8 protein-coding genes are annotated in these 12,596 nt (G+C 68.8%); all 8 read right to left on the minus strand.

Annotation, left to right across the window (positions count from 1 at the left end; all coding sequences use genetic code 11):
• Positions 1 to 111 precede the first annotated feature (111 nt).
• A complete protein-coding gene (locus tag HUA76_RS16210) occupies positions 112 to 780 on the minus strand; it encodes a class I SAM-dependent methyltransferase (protein ID WP_174461388.1) in 669 nt (222 codons plus the stop codon).
• Positions 777 to 1,910: a mannosyltransferase family protein gene (locus HUA76_RS16215; protein WP_141641048.1), complete on the minus strand. Its 1,134-nt coding sequence runs from the start codon at positions 1,908 to 1,910 to the stop codon at positions 777 to 779. The genes HUA76_RS16210 and HUA76_RS16215 overlap by 4 nt, the downstream gene beginning before the upstream one ends.
• An 84-nt stretch (positions 1,911 to 1,994) precedes the next feature.
• Complete coding sequence (fadJ, locus tag HUA76_RS16220) at positions 1,995 to 4,226, minus strand: fatty acid oxidation complex subunit alpha FadJ (protein WP_174461389.1); 2,232 nt, start codon at positions 4,224 to 4,226, stop codon at positions 1,995 to 1,997.
• Entirely contained in the window at positions 4,226 to 5,527 is a 1,302-nt protein-coding gene (fadI, locus tag HUA76_RS16225; RefSeq protein WP_174461390.1) for an acetyl-CoA C-acyltransferase FadI, read from the minus strand. Before fadI ends, fadJ begins: the two co-directional genes overlap by 1 nt.
• 205 nt (positions 5,528 to 5,732) lie before the next feature.
• Positions 5,733 to 7,184: a hypothetical protein gene (locus tag HUA76_RS16230; protein WP_254614256.1), complete on the minus strand. Its 1,452-nt coding sequence runs from the start codon at positions 7,182 to 7,184 to the stop codon at positions 5,733 to 5,735.
• A gap of 325 nt (positions 7,185 to 7,509) precedes the next feature.
• Positions 7,510 to 8,556, minus strand: a complete 1,047-nt coding sequence (hemE, locus tag HUA76_RS16235; RefSeq protein WP_174461391.1) for a uroporphyrinogen decarboxylase — start codon at positions 8,554 to 8,556, stop codon at positions 7,510 to 7,512.
• Between the two features lie 13 nt (positions 8,557 to 8,569).
• A complete protein-coding gene (locus HUA76_RS16240; protein WP_174461392.1) occupies positions 8,570 to 11,074 on the minus strand; it encodes an alpha-amylase family glycosyl hydrolase in 2,505 nt (834 codons plus the stop codon).
• Positions 11,065 to 12,564 (minus strand): hypothetical protein, encoded by a 1,500-nt coding sequence (locus tag HUA76_RS16245; protein WP_174461393.1) that lies wholly within the window; start codon positions 12,562 to 12,564, stop codon positions 11,065 to 11,067. Before HUA76_RS16245 ends, HUA76_RS16240 begins: the two co-directional genes overlap by 10 nt.
• Between the last annotated feature and the right edge of the window lie 32 nt (positions 12,565 to 12,596).

The raw sequence follows: 12,596 nt of genomic DNA on the forward strand, positions 1-12,596 counted from the left end.
CGCCATGGCGCGCACGACCGAGTTCGGCCCGCATTGAATCGCGGCACAACGTTCGCGTCGCTCGCCTGGCGCACGACAGAAGGCGGCCGCCTCGCGTCGTCACGGCACGACCTACGGAGCACTCGCCTCCGCGACGTACAGCACGTGAGGCGTCGTGTAGCCGCGCCCCAGGTCCACCACCTCGCGCACGGTGAAGCCCGCGTCCTGGAGCAGGGCCATCATCTCCGCGCGAGGCTTGAGCACCATTCCACCGCTCGCCTTCGTGCGCCGCAGCAGCGACACCATCACCCACTCCTGCGCCAACGCCTTGCGGTGCTTCCAGGAGCCGTCGCCTTCCACCTCCTTCAACAGGAAGCGTCCTCCTGGCTTGAGCAGGCCATGCACCGTGCGAAGGAACGCGGGCCACTTCGCCTCGGGCAGCAGGTAGAGCACGTCGCACACCACCGCCGTGTCACATGCGCGCGGCAGCGCGGGGGCCAGCACGTCCGCCACCGTCCCCTCCGCGAGCTTCACTTGCGGCAACCCCGACAGTGCCTCGCGCGCCCACGTCACCTTTCGGGGGTCCGGGTCCACGCCGTGCACCGTGCGACTCGGCTCCGCCAACGCCAGCAGCGCGGAGAGCAGGCCGTGCCCGCAGCCGATGTCCGCCACGGTGCCACCCGACACCCGCTCGGCCACCGCGAGCAGCGGAGCGGAGGACGCCCGCGCATGCACATGGAAGCGCTCGGCGGCGGGGAGTCCGGCGTACAGCGCGAGGGCCTGCTCGAGGAGCGTGCTCATGAGATGTAGTAGTCCGCGCCAAAGGCCCACGACAGGACGAGCAGCGACACCGCACCCACCACGAGCGCTCCTTGAAGCACGCGCGGCCGCTGCCTCAACAAGAGCGCCCCCGTGAGGAAGACCGGGAACGAGGACAGCAGATACCGCCCCATGCCCATGAAGTCCTTCGTGGACCATGCGGGCAGGCCGACAATCGCCAGCACATACACCGCATAGCCCCACCCCAAAAGCTTGCGCGTGGGCCACACCAACGCGAGCGCCAGGAAGGTGAAGAACGCGTGCGCGGCCAGTCGGAAGGCCTCGCGCTTGTCGGTGGGGTTGAGCACCACGCGCTCGAACCAGCCCACCTTGAGCCACGTGTGCCAGCCGGGTTGCTGCGACCAGCCCGCCGCGCCCTGCACCTTCACGAAGGCGAGCGGGTCTCCGAACTGGTGCCACAGGTAGAGCATGTAGCAACCGAAGCCCAGGCCCGAGAGCACCGGCATGAAGTCCACCACGCCCCACTTCTCGCCCCGCGCGTGTTTCCACTCCAGCCGCCGCACGAGCAGCCCCAGCACCACCGCGGGCGCCACCGGCCGCGCCGCCGTGGCCACGGCCGCCACCAGCACCGCCGGAGCCAGGTGCCCCTTCTCCAGGAGCAGGAAGGACGACACCACCAGCAGGACGAACAGCGCGTCCGAGTACATGGCGCCGTAGAAGTACATGGTGAAGGGATACAGCGCCATCAACAGCCCGGCCTTCAGCGCCGTGTCGTCATCCGTCAGCAGCTTCGCCCAGCGCGTGAACATGAGCAGCGCCAGCGGGCCACACAGCAGGGTTATCAGCACCCCGGCCTGATAGACGTTGGGCCCCAGTGTCTCCACCGCGCGGATGACCAGCGGATAGAGCGGGAAGAAGGCCACCGAGCTCTGCTCGCCCGGCGTGTACTGGTAGCCCTCCTGGGCAATCCGCATGTACCAGCTCGAATCCCACGCCACCCAACCCATGGTGACGTACTCGTCCAACCGGACGACGGGGTTCTGCGGATTCTTGTGGAAGTAGCGCCACGCCCCCGCCGCCGCGGCTGCGCCGCAGAGCAGGACTGCGACGAGGACAACCAGGGCGATGGTGCGGGACGCGGAGCGGGCCATGCGGGCGGCAGGCTGTTCCTAGAACACCGCCCCGGTCAAGCACCGGGGTGGGAAGTCGCGCCCCCCACCCCGGTCACCTCGCGCTCAGCGCGGGTAGAACGTCTTGCCTGCCTTCACCATCTCCACCAGGAGCGGCGCGGGCGTGAAGCGCTCACCGAGCTTGTCCTGGTAGTGCTCCAGCTTCCGCAGCAACTCCGCGGGCCCCTTGCTGTCAGCGAAGTGGAACGGGCCCCCGAGGAACGGCGGGAAGCCCAGGCCGAAGATGGCGCCCACGTCGCCGTCGCGCGCGCTGCGGAGGATTCCCTCGCCCAGGCAGCGGATGGCCTCGTTCACCATCTGGAACACCAGTCGCTCCGCCATCTCCGAGGCATCGAACGACTTGCGCTCCTTGCCGTGCGGCAGGAGCCCGTAGACGGTGGGGTCCACCTCCTTCTTCTTGCCGTTCTCGTAGAGGTAGAAGCCCTTCTGGCTCTTGCGGCCCAGCCGGCCATCGGCCACCACGCCATCCAGCGACTTCGGCGCCGCCATGCGCTTGCCGAAGGCCGCCTCCATGATGGGCCCCACCTTGTGGGCCACATCGATGCCCACCTCGTCCAACAGCGTCATCGGCCCCACCGGAAAGCCGAACTCCACCAGCGCCCTGTCCAGCGCGGCGATGTCCGCGCCCTCGGCCAGCAGGTGCGCGGCCTCGTTCATGTACGGCGCGAGGATGCGCGAGGTGTAGAAGCCCGGCCCGTCGTTCACGACGATGACCGTCTTGCCCTGCTTGCGCCCCACCTCCACGCAGGTGGCCGTCACCCAGTCCGCGGTCCCCGCGTGGGTGATGATCTCCAGCAGCGGCATCTTGTTGACCGGGCTGAAGTAATGCATGCCGATGACCTGCGCGGGCCGCTGGCTGCCCTTGGCCAGCTCGGTAATCGGGATGCTGGAGGTGTTGGACGCGAAGATGGCGTCGGGGCCGGTGACGGCATCCACCTCCGCGAGCATGCGGTGCTTGAGCTTCAGGTCCTCGAACACCGCCTCGATGACCAGGTCCGCCGCCTTGAAGCCGCTGTAGTCGGTGCCGGCCGTAATCCGCGCCTGCTTCGCCGCAGCCTCGCGCCAGGTGAGCGAGCGCCGCTTCACCCGCTCGTCCAGGATGCCCTGCACCTGCTTCATCGCGCGGCTGGCCCCCGCGTCGTCCTTGTCCTTCACCCGCACCTGCGCGCCCTGGAGCACACCGGCCACGTAGGCGATGCCTCCACCCATCAGCCCGCCGCCCAGCACGGCCACCTTCTTCACCTCGCGCGGCTTCACGCTGGCGTCCGCCGTGCCGTTCTCCTTCTTCAGCGCCGTGGTCGCGAAGAAGACCTCCACCAGTCGCTTCGACACGTCCGACATCACCAGCTCGCCGAACGCCTTCGCCTCCGCCTCCAGGCCCGCCTTGCGCCCGGACTCCAGGCCCACGCGAATGACTTGCAACGCCTTCTCCGGCGCCGGGTACTTGCCGCGCGTCTTCTTCCTCAGCTGCTTGCGCGCCTGGTCGAAGAGGACCTTGCGGCCCAGCGGGTTGTCCTCCAGGGCGACCTCCGCCCACAGCTCCTTGTTCGCAAGTCCCTGGAAGAAGCCCGCGACGCCCTTCTTCTGCCCCACCGCCTTGAAGCCCTGGCCGTGCGCGCGCTCGGGCGTAAGCGTGCCCGCGGCCAGCTCCCGGGCGCGCTGGAGCGCGATGGCGCGGAGGATGGGCGTGGGCACCACCTCGTCGACGATGCCCAGCTTCTTCGCCTTGGACGGCTTGACGCTCTTCCCGGTGAGGATGAGGTCCAGCGCCGCCTGCACACCGATGAGCGCGGGCAGCCGCTGCGTACCGCCGGCCCCCGGAATCAAGCCGAGCTGCACCTCTGGCAGGCCGAGCGTCGTCCTGGGGCTGTCCGTGGCGATGCGGTAGTGGCACGCCAGCGCCCACTCCAGGCCTCCGCCCAGACACGCGCCGTGGATGGCCGCGACAACGGGCTTGGGGAATGCCTCCAGCCGGTCGAAGCCCACCTGCCCCTGCTGGCTCATGGCGGTGGCGTCCTCCGCCGTCTTGAGCGTCTGCAGGTAGTCGATCTTCGCCCCGGCGACGAAACTGTCCTTCTTGCCGGAGATGAAGACCACCGCCTTCACCTGGGCCTCGCGCTCCACCTCCTCCAGCAGGAGCGTGAAGGCCGCGCCCACCTCGGGGGACAACGTGTTGACGGCCGAGTCCGGCAAATCGAACGAGACGACGGCGACGCCGTCCTCCACGGTGAGGGAGAAGCCCTGCTTCGCCTCCAGCTCTTCAAGCTTGATGGCCATCACGCACGCTCCAGGACCACCACGGCGCCCAGGCCGCCGGCGGCGCAGACGGTGCACATCACCGTGTTCTTGTTCCGACGCTTCAGCTCGTTGAGGGCCTGCGTGACGATGCGCGCCCCCGTGGCCCCGAAGGGATGGCCAATGGCGATGGAGCCGCCCGTGACGTTGAGCCGCTCGCGGTCAATCTCCCCCACCGGCTCGCTCCAGCCCGCCTTCTTCGCGAACGCCTGGGACGCGAGCGCCTGGAGGTTGCTGCCCACCTGCGCGGCGAAGGCCTCGTGCATCTCCACCAGGTCGATGTCCGAAAGCTTCATGCCCGCGCGCTTGAGCGCCGTGGGCACCGCGTACACCGGCCCCTGCAACAGCTGGTCTCCCGGGTCCGTGGCCGCGTACGCGTGCGAGCGCAGGTAGCCCAGCGGCTCGTACCCCAACGCCCTCGCCCGCTCCTCGCTCATCAACAACAGCGCGGCGGCGCCATCCGTGAGCGGCGACGCGTTGCCCGCGGTGACGGTGCCATACTTGCGGTCGAACACCGGCTTGAGCTTGCCCAGTGCCTCCAGCGTGGAGTCCTCGCGGATGATGTTGTCGCGAGTCACCGTCTGCTCGTACTGGGGCGGCACCGAGACGTGCATCACCTCGTTGTCGAAGCGCCCGTCCTTCCAGGCCGCCGCCGCGTTGCGGTGCGACGCCCATGCAATCCGGTCCTGCTCGTCGCGGGAGATGCCGTTCTCCTTGGCCATCTTCTCCGCGCTCTCGCCCATGGACAGGCCCGTGGAGTACTCGGCGATGGCGGGCGGCACCGGCACCAGATCTGTCGCCTTGAGCTTCTGGAAGGGCCTGAGCTTCTCTGGCAGCGAGCGCCCCTTGGAGGCCGCCGCCAGCGCATGCGCCAGGGGCCGGCTGGTGAACACGGGCGCGTCCGACATCGCCTCGGTGCCGCCGGCGATGGCCACGTCCACCTCGCCCACCGCAATCGAGTTGGCCGCCGTCGTCATCGCCTGGATGGACGTCGCGCAGGCCTTCGTCACCGTCGCCGCTTCAATCTTCATCGGCAGGCCCGCGGCGATGACGACTTCGCGGGCGATGGACGGCGCGGTCAGCGACGGAATCACCGTGCCGAACACCAGCTGGTCGATGACGTTCGGGTCCAGGTCCGAGCGCTGCACCAGCTCCTGGACCACCATGCGGCCCAGGTCCAACGCGGTGAGCCCGGCGAAGACAGTGCCCGCCTTGACGAATGGGGTCCGCAGGCCGCGGACGATGGCCACCCTGCGGTGACCGTTACGCTTCTCGCTTGCCATGTGTGCCTCACCCTCCTGCGACGACGAGTGAGGCCCATCTAACGGGCGGTGATGCGCCGCGTCAACCCGCGATTGACTCAAGAGTCAATCCGCGAGCACTTGTCGCGAGGCACGTCCGGCTCCCAATAGAGCGAGGGGGCGAAGGACCCATGACGGGCACCTCCACCCCCTCGTCCTGCTACTCACGGGGCCGGGCCCCGTTCACCTACTTCTTCGCGTTGGTGCCCGCGCCGGTGTCCGACTGCGGACCCACGGTGATGTCGAAGCGCACGCCACCCGCCTCTTCGACCTTGTCCGGCTTCTCCTCGCTGGCCGAGTGCTGGACCAGGTCCACCGCGAACTTGCCCTGGTCCGCATCAGTCACCTGCGCGACGAAGCGCACGCCGACATGGTGAGCGCCGTTCGGGTCCAGAATCAGGCCCTCCAGCCGCGCGCCGTTCGGGTTGACGATGCGCACCTGGCGCTCGCCCACCACCTCGAAGCCCGTGCCCTGGTGCTGCCAGCGCGCCCACAGCTCCTCGGGCAGGGTCAGGAAGAGCTGGCCGCGCTCCAGGAAGGACGGGCCGCCGGTGCGGTCCGGAATGCGAACCTCCAGGGCCGCCGTGCCGTGGGCGTCACGCAGCAGGTTGCGCAGACGGAAGTCGTACTCGCTCGCGGGCGCGAACGGCGTCAGGTTCACCACGTTGATGTTCTTCCACGCCAGGTTGTTGTTCCAACGCGTGTTGTTGAGCGTGTTGGAGCCCGCAACCTCCACCAGCGTCATCGGGTCCTGCGTCGACACCCACCGCGACAGCAGGCAGTAGTGGCCCGGCGCCGGCACGCCCGTCCAGGGCACCATGAACTCCTGCGTGGCGCCCGCGGGGATGCTGACGGCGATGGTGCCAATGGGCGCCCAGTCCGTGGGCCACACGGCCGCGCCACCGGAGCCGGTGTAATAGACGAGCAGCGTGCCACTCGCCGGGTTGCCCGGGGGCACGAGCGGACCGTTGTTGCGCAGCGTCACGTAGACGAAGTTCGTCTGGCCGAACTCCGGGTTCTGGTGGCCCACGCAGCCGGCCGTCTGGCAGACGCGGATGTCGGGGCTGATCCAGATGGGGTCCACCGTCGGCGTGAGACCGAAGTCGCTGCCGTTGTCCTTGGAGTACACGTCCACGCGGCACTGGGTGATGGTGAGCGAGACGAAGTCCACCGCGGAGTCGTCCTGGACGATGACATCCACGAAACCCTGCGCGTTGAGGGTGGGGATGAGGTTGACCGCGCCGGGGAGCGCCGCCAGGTTGAGGTTGATGGTGCCCGTGGCGCCAAAGGCGATGCCCAGGTTCGTCAGGGAGTCGCCAAAGCCGGTGGCGACCTGCGTGCCCGCGGGGCCCATGAACAGCAGACCCATGGAGTCATTGCTGCCCAGGTTGCGCACCGACATGCGCAGGGTGGCGCCACAGATGGGGCCATTGCGACGCAGGTTGGTGAAGGTGGTGGCGAACCACCGGTCGATGCTCGTGTCGTCGAAGGCACGCGAGCCGGGGAAGGTGTAGTTCGCCGCGATGTAGTTGAGCATGCCCGTGCTGGGCGACACCGGCTCGGTGGGCAGCACGAAGCCGTCCGCGACGCCGTGGGTGAAGGTCTGCGCCTGGGCGGTGCCGCTCCAGGTGAAGGCCATCAGGGCCAACAAGGTGATGGCTGAGCCAAGGATGGTTCGGGGGTGTGAGTGACGATGTTGCATACGCTCCTCGTGGTGCCGCGGGTTCAGCCGCACCGGTCCGGGTCGAAGAGGTCAGAATCGAGATGAGTGAATGAATGGCGGGCTGCGGCCGGAGAGGGAGCAATGCTCGTGCCCAAAACCAAACAAAGACATTGCGGGGATGACGCACCGCTCAATGCCTCGCGCAGAGACCTTTCACGCCACAAGAGTCGAGCTCCGTGTGGCGTGAAAGGTTACGTCGGGCCGCGCGCATTCCCAGACGGCGCGCAGCGGCCCTGAAGCTTTACGGTGTCAGCGTTCCCTGACGAAGCGCGAAGCCGTGGCGGTGCACGGCCTCCACGGCGAACTTCGCGGCCTCGGGGTCCGTGGGCGGGAGGATGCCGTGGCCCAGGTTGAAGATGTGCCCCACGGGGCCCGCGCGCAGGAGGATGTCTTTGACGCGCCCATCCAATTCCTCACGCGGAAGGAACAGGTGCAGCGGGTCCAGATTGCCCTGGACGGCGATGTCCGGCCCCAGCACGCGCCGGCCTTCGTCCATGGGCAGCGTCCAGTCCAGGCCCACCACGTCCGCGCCCGTGCGCTGGAGCAGCGGCAGGTGCGTGGACATGCCCACGCCGAAGACGATGACGGGCACGCCGGTGGCCTTCAGCTCGGACACCATGCGCGTCAGGTAGGGCAGACAGAAGCGCTCGTAGTCCCACGGCGACAGCTCACCGCCCCACGAGTCGAAAATCTGGACGATGCTCGCGCCCGCCTCCACCTGCATCTTGAGGTAGGGAATGAGCGTGTCGGTGAGCTTGCCGAACAGGCGGTGCGCGAGCGCGGGCTGCTCGAACATCAGCCGCTTGATGAGGATGTAGCTCTTGGAGCCGCCGCCCTCCACCATGTACGCGGCCAGCGTGAAGGGCGCGCCCGCGAAGCCGATGACGGGCACGGAGTCGTTGAGCGCCTTGCGGGTGCGGCGGATGGCCTCCGCCACGAAGCCCGTGCCCTCCACCGGGTCCGGCACGCCCAGCCTGTCGATGTCCGCCGAGGTGCGCACGGGCTCCGGGAAGTGCGGGCCCTTGTCCCCCAGCTCCAGCGTGATTCCCATCGCCTCCACGGGAATCAGGATGTCGGAGAAGATGATGGCCGCGTCCACGCCCAGCCGTGTCACCGGCTGCACCGTCACTTCGGCGGCCAGGTCCGGGTGCTTGCACAGGTCCAGGAAGGCGATGTTGCCGCGGATGGCCCGGTACTCGGGCAGGTAGCGGCCCGCCTGACGCATGAGCCACACGGGCGTGGTGTCGGTGGGCTGGCGGCGTGCGGCGCGGAGGAGTCGGTCGTTCACTTCGGGCTCTGGGTCAAAGCTCCGGTCGGGAGCGGAGAAGGATGGGACGGATGAGGGACCACGGTGCCGCGGCAGCGGGGCGCTGCTCCCAGGCCACTTCCACGCGAAGGGGCTCCTGGCTCGCGACGTCGGACTCATCCGACTGGGGAACGTAGAGCAGACGGTTGGGTCCCGCTTCCCAGGAGAACTTCCCCGGGCCGTCGTCGCGGACGAGCTTGTACTCGAAGACGCCCCCCACGGGCAGCGACAGTGTCACCGCGCCGGCCTCGGGGCGCAGCGAGCGCTCGGCCTTCCACCCGCCCAGCTCCGGCCCGCCGCCCACCACGCGCACGGACGCATCTCCCGTCGCGAGCACCACGGTGCGCCGCTCGCCTTCGCCGCGCGACCACGCCCGTGCCTTCCGGGCGAGCGCCGCGAAACCACCCGGCGTGCGCGGCTTCAGCCGACGCAGCGTCACCTGACCGGGCGGATTCGTGACGTGGAAGTACGCGGACTCGGCGAGCCGCCCCAGCATGCCCTGCGAGCCCGTCAGCGGATCCACGCCCTGGCCGGCCTCGCCCAGCGCCTCCGGCAGGAACACATCCCGGGGCTTCGTCCCGGAGTTGATGCCGATGAACACGGCTTCGTCGGGAGTCACACGGGCGTAGGCGAAGAGGTCCTCCCGGGCGGCGAGCACCAAGGTCTCGCCACGCTGGAGGGCCTCACTGCCCCGCCGCGCTTCCAACAGCCGACCAATCCACACACGCAGCGGGTGGTCCGGCGTGAAGCGCATGTCGCCCCGGTTCTCCGGCTCCTTCGCGCCGGTGAGCCCCTCCTCGATGCCGTACGTCAGCGCCGGCACCCCCCGCGCGGTGAGCTGCACCGCCAGCGCCCGCTTCACCTTCTCCAAGTCCCCGCCGCACTCGCTCATGACGCGGGGCAAATCGTGGTTGTCCAGCAGCGTCACCAGGGAGTCGGGCGCCGGGTTCAGCCGGTCGTTGAAGAGGACCGCGCCCAGATGCGCCGGCGAGCGGCCCCGACAGAAGACATCCACCAGCGCGAAGGCCAGCGGGAAGTCGAACATCGTCCCGAAGCGGCCCTCCTTCATCACCCGCGACAGCAGCACCGGGTCGCCGTCCAGCAGCTCGCCCAGGAGGAGGAAGTCGTTGCCCGCGTGCGCGCGCAGGTCGTCGTTGTAGCGCGCCCAGAAGTCCATCGGCAGGTGCTTGACGGCGTCCAGGCGGAAGCCCGCGGGCTTCACCGCGTCCACCCACTTCAGCGACTTCGACAGCAGGTGCGCGTAGACCGCCTCCTGCTCCACCGCCAGGTCCGGCAGCCCGTGCACGTCGCGCATCACCAGCTCGCGCGAGTCATTCCAGTTGTCGATGGGCCCCAGGCCGTGGAACCACTCGGGCTTCTCGCGCGTGAGCCGCGTCTCCGGGCCCACGTGGTTGAGCACCACGTCCAGCACCAGCCGCATGTCCCGGCGGCGCAGCTCGTCCGACAGCCGCGTCAGCAGGGCCTCGTCACCGAAGCGCGGCTCCACCCGCCCGAAGTCCTCCACCCAGTAGCCGTGGAAGGCGCCGTAGCCGTAGAACTTCTCCGTCCGCATCTGGAAGACGGGTGAAAGCCACACCGTGCGGACACCGAGCGACTTCAGCCCGTCCAGTCGGTCGATGACACCTCGCAGGTCTCCGCCGTGAAAGGCCTGCGCGTCCTTCGCATCCACTGTCCCGTCATTGCCCGCGTCCCCGTTGGAGAAGCGGTCCACCATCACGAAGTAGATGGCGTCTCCGGCCGGAGGCGCCCACAGGCCCCTGTACGGCGCGGGAGAGGGAGGCGGCACGGGAGGGGCCTCGGGCCCGGGAGGCGGAAGCTCAGTCGGCGTGCTCTTGCCCGGCTCGATTCCCTCGCCGGCCGGCGCGTCCAGGCCCGGCACCACGCCAGGGCCCCCTTCCGTGTTCGGCACCAGCATGGGCGAGGCGAGGAACGAGTCGAACAGCGCGGCGGCCTGCCCCGAAATCTGCCGGGACACCTCGTTCTGCGCGTCGTCCTCGCGCTGCTGGTCGAACTGGAGCGCGGCGCCGTAGTCCTGCAAATCACTGGTCGGCTCCAGCGTGGACGTGGCGCGGTTCGCCGTCGTCTTCACATACACGTCCCAGGAGAAGCGCCCACCCACCTGGCCGAAGAACGACACCCGCGTCTCCACCAGCAGCAGCAGCGGAGCCTCCGGGGCCTGAGCCTTGAGCATCGCGAAGCGGCGCTGCGAATCCGTCACCTTCGCGAAGTCAGTGGCGTACCGCTCGTAGGGCACCTCCTGCACCTGGAGGTTGCGTTTGGCCAGCGCCTCCAGAACGCGCTGACGGACGCCTTCGGGAACCTGGGCCACGGTGCCGCGTCGCTGCGCGTCGTCCCGGATATAGGCCACCGCCACCACGGTGCCCTCGGGCGCCAGCACCGGCGGCCCCTGCCGCTTCAGGCAGCCCGACGCCATGAGCGCCAGGAAGAGGACGACCACCCACCGCTGTCTCAGAACCATCCTTCGGCCTCGATGGCGACCACCGAGTGCCAGTGGCGCTCGGGGCCGATGTACGTGTTGTACTGGTCCAGGCTATCCACGAAGGAGTTGCCGAACGCCGCGTGCTGCGAGGAGTGCTGCAAGCCATACAGCAGCCGCAAGCTGGGGCGCGCGTAGATGCCGCGTCCCGTTGGATTGAGGACGACACCCACCTTGCCCTGCCACGTGTTGCGCGTGTCGCTGTCGCCGTACTCCAGGCCGCGCGAGTCCGGCACGCCCCCGGAGTTGGTGAACACCGAGTCCACGTGGTTGCGATACAGGTTGCCGTTCTTGCTGCGCTCCGTGGCGATGCTCGTCTCCACGAGGAGATGGACGCGCTCGGTGAGGAAGTACTGGAGCCGCAGCACCGTGGACGCGATGAGGCGGTCGTCGTCGCCGGGCTTGATGGCGTTGTCCTCGTTGAACGCGTACCCCACCCAGACGCCCCACAGGGCCTCCAGCTTGTCGGGGATGAGCTTGATGTAGGCCTCGTTGCCCAGCGCCGCCTCGTAGCGCTCGTCGGTCTGGTCCGCGATGAAGACCGAGAACTCCCTGTCGCGAACGCGCTCCGTGTAGGACTGGTCCGGGTGCTTGCGCTCGAAGGTGAGGTACAGGTTGTCCCAGATGAGCGGCCCCACGTTGCCGAAGCCCACGTAGCCCATGGCCCGGTATGACAGCGCGCTGCGGGGAGTCAGGTTGCCCACCTCGTAGTCCGCCTGACCCGGGTTCTGCTCGAAGTAGCGCTGCACCACCTCGCGCCGCACGTAGTCTTCGTAGTTGGTGTTGGGCGACGCGTAGAGCGCGTTGCGATTGCCCCGCACGTCCGGCTCGTAGCCGAGCTGCCCGCGCACCCCCAACTCCAGGTGCCCCGGAATCAGGCGGTAGCGGAAGGACGCGGCGCCGGTGAGCACCGTGTTGTACTTCTGGGGACGCAGCGTGTAGCCGCTGTCACCCACCGCCAGCAGCACGTCGTAGCGGTCTCCCTGGTATGTGCCGGACAGGCCCACGGTGTCCCAGAGCAGTGTCGCCGGCCGCTGGTCGTAGATGTGCAAGTCATTCCAGCGGTCCTCGAGCGTGCCGAGCTGCCACGTCACCCTGTCGAGCAGGATGTTGCCGGCGCGCACGAACAGGTAGTCCGCGCGGAAGTTGACGAAGGAGCCGTTGCCCGGGTCCGCCGAGCGGAACGAGGTGCCGGAGAAGCGCGTGTGCACCTCCGCCCAGGCCTCGTCGGTTCCCGGCGCGGACTGGAGCACGTCCAGCCTCAGGTTCAGCTCGCCGTAGGGGCTCTCGTTGAGGAGCCGGCCGTACAGCCAGTAGTACCCGAGCTGGCCGGAGCCGCCCGAGAAATCCGGGCGGGTCATGATGCGGAAGTAACCCGCGGCGCCGAAGCGATCTCTCGACGCGTCGGCCAGGGTGACGAGCGGGATGAAGAGCAGCAGGAGGGCGCCGAGGCGCGCTGGCAGGACTCGCATGGACGGGCCCCGCTTATAGCGCACCTCGCCTG

It is taken from the genome of Myxococcus sp. CA056, from assembly GCF_013336715.1.
Classification (GTDB): domain Bacteria; phylum Myxococcota; class Myxococcia; order Myxococcales; family Myxococcaceae; genus Myxococcus; species Myxococcus llanfairpwllgwyngyllgogerychwyrndrobwllllantysiliogogogochensis.

What these genes read in the sequence shown, in the direction of transcription:
- fadI (WP_174461390.1), bottom strand. Translation starts at nt 5,527, where the DNA reads ATGGCAAGCGAGAAGCGTAACGGTCACCGCAGGGTGGCCATCGTCCGC.
- HUA76_RS16215 (WP_141641048.1), bottom strand. Translation starts at nt 1,910, where the DNA reads ATGGCCCGCTCCGCGTCCCGCACCATCGCCCTGGTTGTCCTCGTCGCA.
- fadJ (WP_174461389.1), bottom strand. Translation starts at nt 4,226, where the DNA reads ATGGCCATCAAGCTTGAAGAGCTGGAGGCGAAGCAGGGCTTCTCCCTC.
- HUA76_RS16230 (WP_254614256.1), bottom strand. Translation starts at nt 7,184, where the DNA reads ATGGCCTTCACCTGGAGCGGCACCGCCCAGGCGCAGACCTTCACCCAC.
- HUA76_RS16245 (WP_174461393.1), bottom strand. Translation starts at nt 12,564, where the DNA reads ATGCGAGTCCTGCCAGCGCGCCTCGGCGCCCTCCTGCTGCTCTTCATC.
- HUA76_RS16210 (WP_174461388.1), bottom strand. Translation starts at nt 780, where the DNA reads ATGAGCACGCTCCTCGAGCAGGCCCTCGCGCTGTACGCCGGACTCCCC.
- HUA76_RS16240 (WP_174461392.1), bottom strand. Translation starts at nt 11,074, where the DNA reads ATGGTTCTGAGACAGCGGTGGGTGGTCGTCCTCTTCCTGGCGCTCATG.